15 protein-coding genes, 2 tRNA genes, 1 rRNA gene and 1 riboswitch are annotated in these 15,887 nt (G+C 42.8%); of the genes, 4 read left to right on the top strand and 14 right to left on the bottom strand.

Annotated features, from left to right (window positions below; all coding sequences use genetic code 11):
- From WA325_RS20065 to WA325_RS20075, 3 genes are all read right to left on the bottom strand, one after another.
- Positions 1–83 (bottom strand): 16S ribosomal RNA (locus tag WA325_RS20065); the annotation flags it as partial.
- Between the two features lie 105 nt (positions 84–188).
- Positions 189–262: transfer RNA gene (locus WA325_RS20070), tRNA-Gly, on the bottom strand.
- 13 nt (positions 263–275) lie between these two features.
- Positions 276–352: transfer RNA gene (locus WA325_RS20075), tRNA-Arg, on the bottom strand.
- Between the two features lie 335 nt (positions 353–687).
- On the opposite strand from WA325_RS20075, the gene WA325_RS20080 reads away from it, so the two are divergent.
- Positions 688–1,542: a manganese catalase family protein gene (locus tag WA325_RS20080; protein ID WP_024120402.1), complete on the top strand. Its 855-nt coding sequence runs from the start codon at positions 688–690 to the stop codon at positions 1,540–1,542.
- 57 nt (positions 1,543–1,599) lie between these two features.
- Here the strand turns inward: WA325_RS20080 and WA325_RS20085 are convergent, their stop codons facing one another.
- The 8 genes from WA325_RS20085 to WA325_RS20120 all read right to left on the bottom strand — a co-directional run bounded on the left by WA325_RS20085 (position 1,600) and on the right by WA325_RS20120 (position 8,846).
- On the bottom strand, positions 1,600–2,688 hold the full coding sequence (locus tag WA325_RS20085) for a glycoside hydrolase family 26 protein (protein ID WP_336184114.1): 1,089 nt from the start codon (positions 2,686–2,688) through the stop codon (positions 1,600–1,602).
- A gap of 19 nt (positions 2,689–2,707) precedes the next feature.
- Entirely contained in the window at positions 2,708–3,655 is a 948-nt protein-coding gene (gene manA / locus WA325_RS20090; RefSeq protein WP_336184115.1) for a mannose-6-phosphate isomerase, class I, read from the bottom strand.
- The gene (locus WA325_RS20095; protein ID WP_336184116.1) at positions 3,652–4,551 is read right to left on the bottom strand and encodes an ROK family protein; all 900 of its coding nucleotides are present in this window, start codon (positions 4,549–4,551) and stop codon (positions 3,652–3,654) included. Before WA325_RS20095 ends, manA begins: the two co-directional genes overlap by 4 nt.
- A gap of 28 nt (positions 4,552–4,579) precedes the next feature.
- Positions 4,580–5,293 carry a transcriptional regulator GmuR gene (gene gmuR / locus WA325_RS20100; RefSeq protein WP_202853881.1) on the bottom strand — a complete coding sequence of 238 codons (714 nt, stop codon included), beginning with the start codon at positions 5,291–5,293 and terminating at the stop codon, positions 4,580–4,582.
- Positions 5,294–5,443: 150 nt separating this feature from the next.
- A complete protein-coding gene (locus WA325_RS20105; RefSeq protein ID WP_336184117.1) occupies positions 5,444–6,841 on the bottom strand; it encodes a glycoside hydrolase family 1 protein in 1,398 nt (465 codons plus the stop codon).
- Positions 6,842–6,859: 18 nt separating this feature from the next.
- Positions 6,860–8,185 (bottom strand): PTS cellobiose transporter subunit IIC, encoded by a 1,326-nt coding sequence (gene celB, locus WA325_RS20110; RefSeq protein WP_202853879.1) that lies wholly within the window; start codon positions 8,183–8,185, stop codon positions 6,860–6,862.
- Positions 8,186–8,202: 17 nt separating this feature from the next.
- Positions 8,203–8,535 (bottom strand): PTS lactose/cellobiose transporter subunit IIA, encoded by a 333-nt coding sequence (locus WA325_RS20115; protein WP_105955091.1) that lies wholly within the window; start codon positions 8,533–8,535, stop codon positions 8,203–8,205.
- Complete coding sequence (locus WA325_RS20120) at positions 8,535–8,846, bottom strand: PTS sugar transporter subunit IIB (RefSeq protein WP_336184118.1); 312 nt, start codon at positions 8,844–8,846, stop codon at positions 8,535–8,537. The genes WA325_RS20115 and WA325_RS20120 overlap by 1 nt, the downstream gene beginning before the upstream one ends.
- 178 nt (positions 8,847–9,024) lie before the next feature.
- A riboswitch (purine riboswitch) is annotated at positions 9,025–9,124 on the top strand.
- Between the two features lie 54 nt (positions 9,125–9,178).
- On the opposite strand from WA325_RS20120, the gene pbuE reads away from it, so the two are divergent.
- Positions 9,179–10,345, top strand: a complete 1,167-nt coding sequence (pbuE, locus tag WA325_RS20125) for a purine transporter PbuE (RefSeq protein WP_105955092.1) — start codon at positions 9,179–9,181, stop codon at positions 10,343–10,345.
- Positions 10,346–10,361: 16 nt separating this feature from the next.
- On the opposite strand, the gene WA325_RS20130 is transcribed toward pbuE, so the two are convergent.
- Complete coding sequence (locus WA325_RS20130) at positions 10,362–10,928, bottom strand: YdhK family protein (protein ID WP_044161583.1); 567 nt, start codon at positions 10,926–10,928, stop codon at positions 10,362–10,364.
- A gap of 220 nt (positions 10,929–11,148) precedes the next feature.
- On the bottom strand, positions 11,149–12,126 hold the full coding sequence (locus tag WA325_RS20135; RefSeq protein ID WP_248339891.1) for an HD domain-containing protein: 978 nt from the start codon (positions 12,124–12,126) through the stop codon (positions 11,149–11,151).
- 305 nt (positions 12,127–12,431) lie between these two features.
- Here WA325_RS20135 and phoB point away from each other — a divergent pair, with 305 nt between their 5' ends.
- Complete coding sequence (gene phoB, locus WA325_RS20140) at positions 12,432–13,820, top strand: alkaline phosphatase (RefSeq protein WP_248339892.1); 1,389 nt, start codon at positions 12,432–12,434, stop codon at positions 13,818–13,820.
- Between the two features lie 64 nt (positions 13,821–13,884).
- On the top strand, positions 13,885–14,592 hold the full coding sequence (locus WA325_RS20145; RefSeq protein ID WP_336184119.1) for a membrane lipoprotein lipid attachment site-containing protein: 708 nt from the start codon (positions 13,885–13,887) through the stop codon (positions 14,590–14,592).
- 96 nt (positions 14,593–14,688) lie between these two features.
- Here the strand turns inward: WA325_RS20145 and WA325_RS20150 are convergent, their stop codons facing one another.
- Positions 14,689–15,876, bottom strand: a complete 1,188-nt coding sequence (locus WA325_RS20150) for a macrolide family glycosyltransferase (protein WP_105955096.1) — start codon at positions 15,874–15,876, stop codon at positions 14,689–14,691.
- Between the last annotated feature and the right edge of the window lie 11 nt (positions 15,877–15,887).

Here is a 15,887-nt window from a genome sequence, read left to right on the forward strand (position 1 = left end):
AAGCTCCCATCTGTCCGCTCGACTTGCATGTATTAGGCACGCCGCCAGCGTTCGTCCTGAGCCAGGATCAAACTCTCCGATAAAGTAGTTTGACTGACTACGCACATCGCTGTGCGATTTTATAATAAAACTTGAATTAACAGGTACGTTTTGTCTTGTTTAGTTTTCAAAGATCATTCAAGAAATAATGGAGCGGGTGATGAGAATCGAACTCACGACATCAGCTTGGAAGGCTGAGGTTTTACCACTAAACTACACCCGCATGTATATTATATTGGCGCGCCCGAGAGGAGTCGAACCCCTAACCTTTTGATCCGTAGTCAAACGCTCTATCCAATTGAGCTACGGGCGCTTATCGAGCGACTTAACTATCATACTATCAATTGATGTTAAAGTCAAGATGTTTTTTGAATGTTTTTTTCAAATCTTTTTGATTCGACTTTATCTATTATACACATTTTGAAGTGTTTGTAAACACCTTCGAAAAACTTTTTTATTTTTCATTTTGTTCTGTGCTGTTCATCAGCGACGTTTAATAATATACCATGTGTTTTTTTATCGGTCAACACTTTTCTATATTTTTGTTTCATTTTTCTCATTTTCTTTTCAGCTGTTGGTTAGTCCGTATAGTTTATCTGATTGTACAGATGATATAAAAAACAAAATAAATAAGAAAAGAGGCGTGTTATGTTTTACTACAAAGAAGAACTAATCAATATCATTAAACCCGATAAGCCAGATCCGGCCGCAGCTAAAGTACTGCAGGAAATATTAGGCGGACATTACGGAGAAATGCGTACAATGATGCAATATTTCTTTCAAAGCTCCAATTTCAGAGGAAAGCAGAAACAATATCGTGATTTGCTGCGCGGCATCTTTTTAGAAGAAATTGCCCATGTAGAGCTTGTGCAAAATACAATCAATGCCTTGTTGGATGAATCAGGCGGTGCTGGAGTCGGCAGCCAGGGTATAGACCACGCCCCCCTTGATGAAGCAGTTAAACATGCTAACCCTCATCATTACATTATTGGCGCACAGAGTTCACTCCCGGTTGATGCGGGCGGCAATCCTTGGAACGCATCCTGGGTTTATAATCACGGAAACTTAATCACTGACCTGTTGGATAACTTGTTGCTTGAGTCTACTGGCGTTCTCCAAAAAACAAGAATTTATGAAATGAGCTCTAATCAGACGTTCCGGGAAACACTCGCTTTTCTTATTGTTCGTGACAATGCTCATCAAAATGCTTTTGCTAAAGCGCTTGAGACATTGGGTGTTGACTGGGCTAAGCTTTTTCCAGTTCCGAATTACGACATTAATAAATATCCAGAGTGCAGAAAGTATGTTGAATTAGGATACCATAATGTACAGTTTAATTTCAGATTAGATGAAACAAGAATTGCAGAGATCTTTCAAGGGAAATCTCCAAGCAGGAATGGCGGCGAGCTGCAAGTAACTGAACCTCCGGCTGGATTTCCTGTTCCAGTTCTTCCGGAAATGCCGAATGAACATAGTCCCGGCTTAGGGGATATGAACGCCTGATGAGCAAAAGGTTCTCAAGGATATCCTTGAGAACCTTTTCTTAATGTAAAACGTTTTTTATTCAACTATAGGTGTTAATATATTACCGTTCCATACTTCTCCCTTATTTAATGTCCAGCTATCATTGTAGAGAGATGAAGCGCCTTTGTTCACAGCCGGGCTCCATTCATCATTCCAGGCCAGAAAATAAGTGGTTTTAGGATATTTTTGTTTTATCGCACTCATAAACAGGCTGTAATCAAAGCTGCCGTTTGCTGTTTGCGGACCAACTTCTGTGAAGGCAAATGGTTTATTAAGTGCTGTGAGCTGGTCATATCCGCTTATCGAATATGGATCTTGAAAGTATGCATCTAGCCCAACTATATCTACGTATGAAGCTCCAGGGTAAAAATCTGTTTTAAAATCTCGATTAGCGTCGGGAGAGTAAACCCACAATAAATGATCCAATCCTCGTTCGTCAGTCATATAATGATAGATTTTGATGTAGAGCTGTTTATATAAGTAGATTCTTTCATCATCCTTTTGATTATATGACGTAAGCCCCCACCAAAACCACTCGCCGTTCATCTCATGCAGCGGTCTGAACAGAACGGGCACGCCTTGGTTTTCCAGCTCTTGAAGTCCGTCAGCGATTTTGCTGAGCATGGCGTTCAGCCGCTCCCCCTCTGTTGTAGAGGAGTCTAACAGTTTTTTATACTGATCGTTGGTAATCGGTGTTTTATAGTGTCCTGACTGATAAGCAGGATTCGCTAGATGCAGACTGATCTGCGGAATCCCTCCGCTTTTCCAATACGAAATTAAATCACTGTTGCAGCTTACGTCTATAGAATCTTCAATGCTTGAGGTTTCAAGCCACCCCCTCGCGTAATCACAGCCGTAAATGGCAGGTGATTGTCCGGCTGAACTTCGGATTCTTTCTGCTTCGGCCATGGAGAATGTGTCATGACTGTAACCGCCAAACGCACCGGAAAGCACTCTGTTTTCAGAACGATTCGGCAGGTGGGCAAGCCAATTCATCACATCTTTTGTTGTCTGCTGTGCCTTAGGATTAACAGGTGACACAGTATGTGCTTGAATCGGCTCAGCCAAAACGGCAGACGCAAATAAAAATAAGATGAACAAACAGATGCTAGGTTTCTTTAACACAGAAATTCCTCCGTTCTTATTAAGGATGAGATATGATCAGCTCGCAAGTTCCTTCTATTGAAAACTCGCCAAAATGGGCAGGCAAAATAAAGTGTGAGCCTTTATTGCATTCATACTGCGCACCGTTGTTTTCTATTATCCCTGAGCCTTCGACAACACTGCATAGCAAATAGGTTTGAGGAGAAGGAAAAACCGGCTTGCCGCTGACATTCCATTTGTAAACTGAGAAATACTCTGACTGAACATAAGACGTAATCACGGCATCCTTCATTTCTTTCACCGCCGGTATTGGTTCAGAATCCGCATGCGGTATGTTTACGACTTCCATCGCTTTTTCTATATGGAGATCCCTTTTTTGGCCATGGTCATTACAGCGCTCATAATCGTATACTCGATATGTGGTATCAGAATTTTGCTGAATTTCAAGGACGAGGGTGCCCTCACACAATGCATGCAGCGTGCCGCTTGGAACATAAAAGAAATCTCCTGGCTTTATGTTGATGCGCCTAAGCAGCCCGTTCCAGTCACCGCTTTCTATAAGCTGTTTGAATTCTTCCTTCGTGCTTGCGTGATGTCCCAAAATCAGTTCTGCGCCTTCTTTGCAATCAATAATATACCAGCACTCTGTTTTTCCGAGGTCTCCGCTTTCGTGCACCATGGCATAATGATCATCAGGATGCACTTGTACGGAGAGGTCCATGTTGGCATCAAGTACTTTCACCAGTAACGGAAACACGCTTCTTTGCGGAAAGCCGAAAAACTCCTGGCATTCTTGCCACACTTGATCCAGTGTTTTTCCTGCCAACCGGCCATTTTGAACAGTCGATGATCCATTGGCATGGGCCGAGACAGCCCAGCATTCGCCAGTTTTTTCTGAAGGGATGCTGTAGCCGAATCTATCACGAAGCGCTGTGCCGCCCCATATCCTTTCTTTAAAAATCGGCTCTAAAAATAAAGGATGCTTCATGATGGAACCTCCCCGGATGCTTCTTCTGCTTTTAATGCCTGATCGGCTAAAACAAATGTTCCGATGATTCCGGCATTTCTGCCTAAATGGGGAGCTACAATATACTCGTTTATACTTTCTGATAATTCAGAAAAATCAAAGTAGCTGTTCATTATTTTAGGTACATATTGATAGATATAAGGGAACAGCTGACTCTGATTCATGACGCCGCCGCCAAGAATAATTTTTTTTGGTGCCAGGATGAGGATATATTGTGCCAGCGCCTGCGCAATGTAATATCCTTCAAGTTCCCAGACCTCATTAACATGTGATAAATCTGCGGCCTTTTTTCCCCATCGTGCCTCTATAGCAGGACCGGAAGCCAGACCCTCGAAGCAATCCTTATGATAAGGGCACTTTCCTTGATACGTGTCATCCGGATGGCGGCGAATATAGATATGGCCCATTTCAGGATGTGACAATCCTTGCAGAAGCCGCCCTTCTATAATCGCGCCTGCACCAATGCCAGTGCCGACCGTGATATATAAGCAGCTGTCGAAGTCTTTAGCTGCGCCGAAAAGAGATTCACCGAGGGCCGCAGCGTTCACATCCGTACTGAATCCAGCAGGAATATTCATTTCTTCTTTTATCGTTTTCAAAAATGGATAGTGTCTCCAGCCTGGTTTAGGCGTGGCAGTAATGGTTCCGTATGTTTTACTGTTTACATCTGTATCAACGGGACCAAAGGAGCCGATGCCGATTGCCTGTAGCGAGAATTGGCGAAAATATTGAATGACTTTCTCTATCGTTTCATCCGGCATCGCTGTTGGTATCTCTATTCTGTCAATGATCGTTCCATCTTCTGTTCCGACGGCACATACAAATTTTGTGCCGCCTGCTTCAATACCGCCAAGCATGCAGATGGCCTCCTTGTTATCTCCGCGATCAGCGCCTTACATTTACCGAAGTGACGACAAATTTGTCATGCCGATGACGTGAAAAGGAATATTCAAATGGAATTCCGTTATCTAAGAAGCCCACGTGCTCAACTTCAAGAATGGGATCATCCTGTTTGCAGCCCAGATGCTGCTGATCCATCTCATCAGATTTACAGGCTCTGATTTTCCGGTGCGTTCCGGCAATTTTTAGCTGAAGCCCGTTTGTGATGTGATCATAAATAGAATGGTGCAGCACCTCATCATTAATGCCGGGTATTAAGTGTGTCGGCATATATGTTTTTTCCAATACATATGGCTCGCCTTCCACAATCCGCAGCCGTACAACATAATAAACCGGCGTTTTCTGATCGATTGATAAATGGGCAGCCACTTCCTCAGTGGGAAATTGCACCTCGAACTGAATGACCTTGCTTTTGATTTTTTTGTCTTTTAACAAATTGGTCAGACCGAGGATTTCATTGCTGACGACATGGACATGATCATCCTGTATCGCAGACTGGATGATAAAGGTTCCGTGACCGCGTTTTCTGAATAACAGTCCTTCAGCAACTAAATTATCAAGAGCTCTTTTCATCGTCATGCGGCTTGAATTGAACTCTTTTGCAAGAGATACTTCATCGGGAATCGGCTGATCGATGGGATATACGTTATTTTTGATTCGTTTTCTCATTTCATTTGCAATGATTTCGTATTTATTCATTGGTATCCTCCGGCAGCTGTGAAAATTTTGATATCGAATAAGCTTCTTTACGGATATCATAAGTCCTTTTTCCTGTTTCATCAATGTTATGGCTATTTGTTGTCTCTGTTAGGAATCTTGACCGCCGGAAGACCTTTTTGCTATAGCAACCTAAAAACCATTTTTCTCAGCAACCTCTTTGAACCACTTTCCGCTCTTTTTGACAGTTCTTTCTCCGTCTTTCTCCAGATTGACTGAAACAAATCCGTATCGGTTTTTATAAGCATTTGTCCATGACCAATTGTCCATAAACGTCCATAAGTGATAGCCTTTTGCGTTTGAGCCTTCCTGTATAGCGCGGTGAATCCATTTTAAGTGCTCTTTGATAAATTCAATTCGGTAGTCATCTTGAATGATGCCCTGTTCGTCTCTGAAACGCTCTTCCCCTTCAACCCCCATGCCGTTTTCAGAAATAAAGCACTCGATATTGCCGTAATTTTCTTTTAGATTGATCAGGATATCATAAACGCCTTTTTCGTAAATCTCCCAGCCTCGGTGAGGATTCATTTTGCGGCCCGGCATGACGTAAGGATCGAAATACCTGTCAGGCAAAAACGGCGCCTCCGGATTTGGCAGGTGCTCTTTTGCTTTTACACGTCTCGGCTGATAATAGTTCACACCTAATAAGTCAACCGTATGCTGTTTAATGATCTCGAGATCCTCTTTCTCGTATTCAGGCATAAAGCCTTCAGTTTTTAAAATGTGTATGAGTTCCTTTGGAAACTCGCCTTTTACAGAAGGGTCTAAAAAAGATCGGTTAAAGAACGTATCTGCTATTTCTCCCGCTTTTACATCCGCCGGGTGGCTGCTTCTCGGATAGGATGGTGTCAAATTTAAGATGATGCCGATTTTTCCATCCTGCTTCATCTCTCTGTAAGCCTGAATGGCGCGGGCGCTTGATAACAACGTGTGAAACCCGACTTGAACGGCTTCTTTAAAATCTACCTTGTTCGGATAATGAAAATCATATAAGTATCCGCCTTCTACCGGCACGATCGGCTCGTTATGCGTGAACCATTTTTTCACCCGATCGCCAAACAAACGAAAACAAGTTCTTGCATAGTTTTCATAAGCGTCCACCGTTTCTCTGTTTGCCCAGCCGCCGATGTTCTGAAGTTCCATCGGCATATCGAAATGAAACAAATTGACAAAAGGTTCTATTCCGTTAGCCGTGAACTCATCAATGACGCTGTTATAAAAGTCCGCGGCTTTAGGGTTGATCTCGCCTGTTCCGCCCGGTATTAACCGCGACCACGAAATCGACATGCGGAACGAGTTGTGACCAAGCTCCTTCATCAGCCTGATATCGTCTTTATAGTTGTCGTAAAATTGCGATGTGGATGCAGGTCCTACATGATCAAAAAAGCGATGAGGCTCTTTTTCAAACCAGTAATCCCAAATATTCTTCCCTTTTCCGTCTCGATCGGAGGCCCCCTCCGTTTGTGTCGCTGAAGCGGATGATCCCCACCAAAAATCTTTCGGAAAACGATACTGTTCTGTTTGAGTCAAGTTCTCTCTCTCCTTCTGTCACATTTTGATGCTGTTATCATTTTGCTGTGCTGTTTCCTGAACAGCCTGTTCCTTTTCTTTTGCCAAATGTAATTTATCCATTGCTTTCAGGAACGGGAACCATATCACAAAGACAATCATCAGATTGACAAGCTGCATTACGCCGCCCATGATTGAGTTTGTCGCCATGATGCCATTAATAAATAGCGGGACCGTCCATGGGACCGTGACACCTGTTGGAGGCGGAACAAGTCCGGCGGACATAGCCAGATAGGTGACGAGTGTAACAACCATCGGCGCCAAAACCCAAGGCACAAGGATGATCGGATTCATCACAATCGGCAGTCCGAAGATAATCGGTTCGTTTACGTTAAAAATCCCTGGAGCAAGGCCGAGTTTTGATACTTGCTTCATCTGCCTGCTTTTCATGAATATAAGAATCGTAAATACAATCGCCAGCGTCATCCCGGTTCCGCCCATTCCCACTGTATAAATCTCCATAAACGGTTTTGAGATGATGTGCGGCACTTCTTTTCCCGCTGTGTAGGCTGCCAGGTTTTCCACCTGCAGTGTATTCCAAATCGGGTCCATCACAGAGTTGATAATGATTTGCCCATGCAATCCGAAAAACCAAAGAATTTGAATAAAAAATACAGCAATCAGCGTCGGAATGATACCGCTTCCAAGTCCGACAAGTGGAGCCTGAATCGCATGATAAATGACATCATGCATGTTGGTTTTGAAAAGCTGGGTGACCAGAACGTTAATCAGCAAAAACACAGTCAATGTGATAAAAGCCGGAATAAGTGCGGCAAATGATTTTGCTACAGCCGGCGGAACCCCGGCAGGCATTTTGATCGTCAGGTTTTTTTGAACGATTCTTCTGTAGATTTCACCAGAAAGAAATGCCGTGATCATACCCAGAAACATTCCTTTGGCACCGAGGCGGTCTACCGGAATGACTCCGGTTATGGCATCTCCTGTTTCCGGCTGAACGATAAAAGGCGTCAGCAGCAAAAAGGAAACCAAAGCGATCGCACCGCCAAACACAGCTTCGACCTGATAGCTTTTTGAGAGATAATAGCCTATACCAAACACGACGAAGACAGACATAATCCCCATGGTCGCCGTAGACGCAATGCCAAAATTGGACTGAAACGATGTGAGCATTGAAGCATTCATGATTTTATTTAAAAACGGCAGGTTCGTTAACACCACAAAAATGGATCCGAATATCGTAAGCGGGAAGGCCAGCATAAACGCATCGCGCAACACCTGCAAATAACGGTTATTATTTAACCTCCCTGCAATTGGAACAAGGAACTGGCTGATTTTCTCGAACACCCTATCCACCCCGATTTTTATATATTCTTTGTTTTAAAGATGCCAAGCAGCTCTTTTACCAATTCTTTCATGGTCAATGTTGACATCAGATGATCTTCCGCGTGCATAAGCAGCAATGAGAAATTGGCTGCCTCGCCGCCTGATTCTTTCTGTATCATTTGAAAGTGAATGTCATGGGCTGCAGATAGGGCATCCTCAGCCTGGGCAATAAGGGCATCTGCCTCCCCCCTGTTTCCTTCCTTGTAGGCGCGCAGTGATTGAATGATGCAGCTGCGGGCATTGCCGCTGTGGAGAATAAGCTGAAAGCTGATTTGTTCGTCTGTTAAATCGGTGATTTTTATCTGCTCCATCATTGTTGCCCCATTAATGACAAAGCCTGTTCATAAGCTTTTTTGCCATCAGCCATTCCGTAAGCCATCATGTCAATGACCTCAACCCGAATGTTGTATTGGTCGGCTTCTTTTTGCAGTTCGCTTTTCAGAAAGCTCATTTGCGGGCCGATTAAAACCGCATCTGCCTTTTGCATATCTTCTTTCGCTTTATCCTGGCCGACTGCCCAGATCTCCGCTTCCTCACCGATGGATTGCGCGTATTCATTCATTTTTGTCACCAACAAACTGGTGGACATTCCCGAACTGCACGCCAGTAAAATTTTCTTCAATGGATGACCCCCCTCTTTTATTTAAAACGCTTACAAAATTTATTATAGTCATTTAATTTTAATTGTCTATACTTTTATAAAAATAAATATATTCATATTTTTCGGTTCAACTATTTATCAAATTTTTCTATGGAAGATTCGCTCACAATATGTTAAACTCATCCTCGGAAACTACATCAATTAAATAGCTATTTTTACTTGTATAACCTCAATAATATGGATTGAGGGTGTCTACCAGGAACCGTAAAATCCTGATTACAAAAATTGTGTATCACTTTTTTTGTAATCAGGATTTTTTTATTTGTCAAAAAATTTATGTAAAGGAGTTTGTTATGAATTTTAAAGTTTTTCTGCTTGCAGCTTCTACGATTGCAGTCGGATTGGTTGAGTTAATTGTGGGTGGGATTCTTCCTCAAATCGCAAATGATTTACACATTTCCATTGTTTCGGCCGGACAGCTGATCAGTGTGTTTGCGCTGGGATATGCTGTTTCAGGGCCGCTGCTTTTGGCAATGACCGCGAAGGTTGAACGGAAGCGTTTATATTTAATTGCGTTATTTGTTTTCTTTTTAAGTAACCTTGTCGCCTATTTCAGCCCTAACTTTGCGATGCTGATGGTATCAAGGGTATTGGCGGCGATGAGCACAGGGCTGATTGTGGTCCTTTCCTTGACAATTGCGCCGAAAATTGTGGCGCCTGAATACAGAGCCCGCGCAATCGGCATTATTTTTATGGGATTCAGTTCTGCCATCGCATTAGGTGTGCCGCTTGGAATATTGATCAGCAATTCCTTCGGATGGCGCATTTTGTTCCTTGGCATCGGGCTTCTGGCGCTTGTCTCTATGCTGATTATTTCAATCTTTTTTGAGAAGATACCGACGGAGAAAATGATTCCATTCCGGGATCAAATCAAGACAATTGCCAATGCGAAAATCGCCAGCTCGCATCTTGTGACGATGTTTACATTAGCGGGGCACTACACTTTATATGCTTATTTTGCCCCGTTTTTAGAGACGACTCTCCATCTAAGCTCTTTCTGGGTCAGCATTTGCTATTTCCTTTTCGGAATATCTGCCGTGTGCGGAGGTCCTTTTGGAGGAGCGCTTTCTGACCGGCTCGGTTCCTTTAAGAGCATCTTGCTGGTGACCGGTTCCTTTGCCATCATTATGTTCTTATTGCCGCTGTCAACGTCGTCTATGATTTTCTTTTTGCCTGTTATGGTCATTTGGGGATTGCTGAGCTGGAGTCTGGCTCCCGCACAGCAAAGCTATTTAATTGAGATTGCACCGGACACGTCTGACATTCAGCAAAGCTTTAATACGTCTGCGCTGCAAATCGGGATTGCCCTTGGTTCGGCCATTGGCGGTGTTGTATTGGATCAGACGGGGACTGTTGTGTCAACAGCTTGGTGCGGAGGATCGATTGTTGTGATCGCCGTTCTGTTTGCTTTATTTTCTTTAACAAGACCTGTTCATACCGTAAAAAAATCCTCCTTGTAAAGGGAGGATTTTTTCTTTATTTAGCTGAAAGCTCGTCTTCAGTTACCCACTTATGATTTTTTACTTTTTCTCCGCTTGTTGTCGATGTATAGTCCACCATGTATACCGTTGTTTTTTCTGCAGAGTCGATTTCAGCAGTTGCTCCCTTCATGCCTTTCATGTGAGAGGCCTCTAAAATCGCCTGATCTCCGGGATTGAGAGGTTTATCTCCTGCATCTTTTATCTCTTCTTGGATCACCCATTTGTGATGATCAACTCGCTGTCCTCCGGTTGTCGGTGTATAAGAAACAACATATGCCGTTGTGTCGTATGCGCCTGTAACTGTTGCTTCAGCGCCCTTCATACCTTTCATATGAGAAGCATTGATGATGACCTGGCTGCCTATTTTATATTTAGGATGTTTCGATTCCGTTAATCCCTCTGGAACTTCAGCAGATCCGGAATGATCCATTTCTTCGTGTGAGCCGGAGTCCGAATGACTTTCATGAGTGCTTTCTTTTTTGCTGTCGCTATTTCCGCATGCTGATAAAACAAAAATAAGTGACATCAATAAAATTCCAAGTGCCTTTTTCGAAATCTTCATGTTCATTCTCCTTTGCTTCATTTTTTGGTGTGAATTTAATCCGCAGAAACAGAATGGCCTTCACATCTGCCTGTCAAACATGATCTTTTCAATAATACTATACCCCCGGACGGTATGTAAATGCGCTGATATTCTCATAAAATATGCTGCTGTTTGTCCTATTCCCCGTGTTCCGCAGAATAAAACGCGGTTGATAAAAGCCGCGGTTGCGCGGCTTCGGTTAGTTTTCGATTACTTTGACATACACGCCTTTTTTTGCTTTCTGATAAGCGGTCTCTCCCATTTTTCTGATGTTTTGAGATACTGATGAGGATGTGATCCATTCATTATGATGGAAAACAGAAGGGTCGATGAGACGCATTTTCTTTTTTCGATGAAAATCGTAATGAATGTCATCCTCTTTTACTTGTATGTGAGGATGTATTTTTTCAAGCAGTCTCAGTACTTCTTCATTTTCTGATGAATGCAGGATATCTAACACCTCTTGGTCTGTTTTCAGCAAATCTTCGGCGGCGATGACATTGTGCTGCAGCGCAGCCTTCAGCGTTCGCGCTAAGTATTCATACCCATATACATTCACTGGGTTCATAAAGAAATCGATTACTTCCTTGTAATACACTCGCACGAACCATTCGGCTGTTCCGATACCATCTGGAAACACCCTTCCGTTTCTCACAATGAGGCGATCTAAAAAGATTTCTGCTTCGCGGAGCGTGATCTGTCCATATTGATACATGTCACGCAGCGTGTAGTCTATGCGATCAGCACACAGCTCCGGTGCGGGCTGTTCGAGCAGTGTCCATCTTGTATCATTTAATAAAAGATCGTCGGCATCATAACCGTGTTTTTTTAGAATTCCAGGGATCTCGGATTGGCCAATGACTTGTTGAAAAATGTTTTCATGATAATCTTCCGCTTCATTTTCAAATACAAAATCGATTACATGAGAAAATGCTGTGTGCGACACATCGTGGAGAAGACCTGCGATCTGCTCTTCTATGGTTCCCCCCAGTCTTTTGATTAGAAGCATAACGCCAATGGAGTGCTCATACCGGGTCACATTCCACTTTGGATTGACTAAAAAGCTGGCGCCGCCTTGATAAACCCCTTTTAATCTTTGCACGGGTGCGCTTTTTATGAGTTCTTCCAGTACTCCGTCTATTTGATGCCTGCCGTAAAGCACATCGTTTATTTCCATACTGTCACCTCAAAATCTATTTTCTTCTTCGGATGCATTGCAGTGAGAGATTTTATCCCTAGCAAATTGGAAGAATGAAAAAGCTTGTCTGCTTTCTTCTTTATCAAGGGATTGGAGTAATTCTTTCAATTCACATACATCATCACTAGCCGGTCAGATTCGCACATCATATTCACTTTCGCCACTGTCTCTTCACTCCTTATCATCTTGTAAACTCAATCTTTAAAATCGATTAATACTAGCTTAACACTTTAAAAATATAATGGGTTTGTCATTGAGGATCATATTTTTAGGAGGTTATTCAGTTGAAAAAATTCCCGAAGAAGCTGCTGCCTATTGCGGTGTTATCATCTATTGCGCTCAGCAGCCTAGTCAGCGGCAGCGTACCTGAAGCCAGCGCCCAGGAAAAGAAAAAGGGGAATCAAAACGAAATTAAGAATGTCATCGTCCTGATCGGTGATGGGATGGGTGTGTCTTATACGTCCGCTCATCGTTACTTAAAGGATAATAAAAAAACAAAGGTTGTTGAGCCTACAGCTTTTGACCAGTACCTTGTCGGCCAGCAGACGACTTACCCTGAAGACCCTGAACAAAATGTAACGGATTCTGCTTCTGCCGCAACCGCTATGTCAGCTGGGGTTAAAACATATAATAATGCAATTGCAGTGGATAATGACGGTTCAGAGGTCAAAACAGTTCTTGAAGCGGCAAAAGAAAAAGGAAAATCGACCGGCCTTGTCGCCACTTCAGAGATTACTCACGCCACTCCGGCTTCTTTCGGCTCACATGATCACAGCCGGAAAAACATGAATTCTATTGCAGACGACTATTTTGATGAAATGGTGAACGGCAAGCACAAAATTGATGTCCTTCTAGGCGGTGGAAAAAGCAATTTTGACCGCAAGGACCGTAATTTGGTAAAGGAATTCAAAAAAGCGGGATACAGCTATGTGGATAACCGCAAGGACATGCTGAAAAACAAGGACAGCCAAGTTCTCGGCCTATTCGCTGACGGCGGCCTGCCTAAAAAGATCGACCGCACGAAGGATATTCCTTCATTAAAAGACATGACAAACACAGCTCTCAAAAAATTAAGCAAGGACAAAGACGGTTTCTTCCTCATGGTTGAAGGAAGCCAGATTGACTGGGCGGGGCATGACAATGATATTGTCGGCGCCATGAGTGAGATGGAGGACTTTGAACAAGCCTACAAGGCAGCGATCGATTTCGCTAAAAAAGACAAGCATACATTGGTTGTCGCAACGGCTGACCACTCAACCGGCGGGTACTCCATCGGTGCGGACGGCATTTACAACTGGTTCAGTGAGCCAATTAAAGCGGCAAAACGCACGCCTGACTTCATGGCAGAAAAAATCGCCGGCGGCGCAGATGTTGAAAAAACATTAAAAACGTATATTGATCAAAAGAAATTAGCTTTAACTGCATCTGAAATTCAATCTGTTGAAAAAGCGGCAAAATCGAAGGAAGTCCTTGATATCGATAATGCGATTGAGGAGATTTTCAATAAACGCTCTCACACAGGATGGACAACAGGCGGACATACCGGCGAGGATGTTCCTGTCTATGCGTACGGACCGTCCAGTGAGAAGTTTTCCGGCCAAATCGATAATACTGAAATCGCCAAAAATGTTTTCGACGCTTTACAATACAACATTAAGATCAAGGATAAGTAAGAGAATACAAGGTGTCCCGTTGCTTGTTTAAGGAACGGGCTCTTTTCTTAATGGAGGACTCATGATGAAAAAGTTTCTATCGATTTTATTTTTTATCGTCATGCTTGCGGGCTGTTCATCAAACGCCGATTCTGAAAAACAAAATACAGCCGGAGAGCAAACAGCAAAAGCCACACCGCAAAGCACTTCGTCTCAAAAGGACAGTATAGATGAGTATCAGCCTAATGCACAGGTAACAGATGACCGGTCATTGCTGAAGGTAAATCAAACGTTTTCTGATGACAAAGGTGAAGCCGTCTTAAAAGATATCAAACAAGTCAATCAAACTTATAAGATTGGAAACGTAGAGTTAACAGTAAAAGAAATGAAGCTGATCCACTTACGTCCGGATTACAGCATGATTGATTATTTTCATGTATTAACACACGATGAAGAGTTTGATTTCGTCAAAGTTTTCGTTGATATCAAAAACACATCTTCCGAGAAAGTGAATTTTGCCCCGATTGCATTGATGAAAACAAATACAGGTGAAAGCTTTGATTGGAATAAAGATATGTACCTTGAAGAGTTGAATGGTGAATTAGAAGGCGGCGCCGAAAAATCCGGCAATCTCGGCTTTATTGTAAACGCAGCAAGCGGACATGCCCATGATGAACCATCAGCTGAGAAGAAGAAAAAAGAGATCAAGTGGATTGAAATCACAACAAGTGACGTTTTTGACCAAAACCATAAGAAGATCAGTGATTCTCAAAAGATCAAAATTGCATTTTAATATTTGCCTCCTGCACAGCGTACTGGAGGTTTCGTCTACGGATAGATATGAAAAAAACCGCTATTCAACACAGCGGTTTTCTTTATACACTTTTTTCTATTTGGTTTTCTGATGAATCAGCTGATCAATTCGCTCCATCACTTCGTCCATGTCCATACACTCTTGAAAGCTTTGATTGATTTTTTTAATGCCCTCCAAATATTGATCGTTTTGTAAAACTTCCTCTATCCCCTGTTTCAATAACTGCGCATTTACTTCATCCTTAGAGATCGTATAGCCCGCTTGGAGTTCAGAGAGACGCTGCGCTACCATTGGCTGATCCTTGTCATGAGGCATTACAACCAAAGGCACGTTAAAATGAATGCCTTCATTGACGCTATTCATGCCGCCGTGTGTAATGAAAACGTCTGAGTGTTCCAGCACTTCCAGCTGAGGCACATACGGGGCAATGATGAAGTTTTCCGGTGCCTGTTTTAATTTTGTGAGATCTGCTTTTTCTCCCGCTGCAATAACGACTAATCCATCAAAATTAGAAAAAGCATCAATACAAAGGTTGAAGAATTCTTCTGTTTTGTCCAGTACCGTACCCATTGAAATATAGATGACCTTTTCATCTTTTAACTGTTCAACAGGAAAATCCGTTTTGGCTGCTCTTTTTGGAAAACTTGGTCCGATAAACAGGCATTCATCCCCAAAACGATCGCTTTCGGGCTGAAAATATCGGCTTGTGTATACGACATTCAGTTCGCCTTTATTGTTCATGAATTGAACCAAGTTTTTCGGGGATACGCCGTATGTTTCTTTCATCTCTGCCAGCAGATTTTCACACTCTTTATCCAATTGTAAAGGCACTTCTGAATCCGGATGCAGCGGCAATATCTTTAAATGCTCTTCATCGAATAAGAAGGAAGCAGACGAAGAGATGCCCGGGATGTTGAGATAATCTCTGACCAGCTCTCCCGCACCGAATTTATCATAATAAACAAAGTCAAACTGAATGCTTTTTGACAACTCTTTTACGACATGTAAAATGTCCAGTGAGGTTTTGATATGTATTTTCAAGAAATCAAGAATGCCATTTGGCGAAGCGACTTGAATAGGTGTTGTTCTCAGCAAATCCTGATGAAGGTGGACAGTCGCCCCCACCGCTTCTAATCTTTCTTTATATTTTTCAGTGGATATATAGTGGACATCATATCCCCGATCGGCAAAGGCTTTCGTAATGCCTAATGTAGGATTTACATGGCCTTCTGCTGGGAAATTCAGGATCAATACTTTTTTCATTCTGACAACTT

The sequence above is a fragment of the Bacillus sp. 205(2023) genome, assembly GCF_037027485.1.
Classification (GTDB): Bacteria; Bacillota; Bacilli; order Bacillales; family Bacillaceae; genus Bacillus; species Bacillus halotolerans.

Coding starts and splice junctions, on each gene's coding strand:
- WA325_RS20130 (WP_044161583.1), bottom strand. CDS start 10,928: ATGAAGATTTCGAAAAAGGCACTTGGAATTTTATTGATGTCACTTATT.
- WA325_RS20080 (WP_024120402.1), top strand. CDS start 688: ATGTTTTACTACAAAGAAGAACTAATCAATATCATTAAACCCGATAAG.
- WA325_RS20135 (WP_248339891.1), bottom strand. CDS start 12,126: ATGGAAATAAACGATGTGCTTTACGGCAGGCATCAAATAGACGGAGTA.
- WA325_RS20150 (WP_105955096.1), bottom strand. CDS start 15,876: ATGAAAAAAGTATTGATCCTGAATTTCCCAGCAGAAGGCCATGTAAAT.
- gmuR (WP_202853881.1), bottom strand. CDS start 5,293: ATGAATAAATACGAAATCATTGCAAATGAAATGAGAAAACGAATCAAA.
- WA325_RS20115 (WP_105955091.1), bottom strand. CDS start 8,535: ATGGAGCAGATAAAAATCACCGATTTAACAGACGAACAAATCAGCTTT.
- WA325_RS20145 (WP_336184119.1), top strand. CDS start 13,885: ATGAAAAAGTTTCTATCGATTTTATTTTTTATCGTCATGCTTGCGGGC.
- pbuE (WP_105955092.1), top strand. CDS start 9,179: ATGAATTTTAAAGTTTTTCTGCTTGCAGCTTCTACGATTGCAGTCGGA.
- manA (WP_336184115.1), bottom strand. CDS start 3,655: ATGAAGCATCCTTTATTTTTAGAGCCGATTTTTAAAGAAAGGATATGG.
- WA325_RS20095 (WP_336184116.1), bottom strand. CDS start 4,551: ATGCTTGGCGGTATTGAAGCAGGCGGCACAAAATTTGTATGTGCCGTC.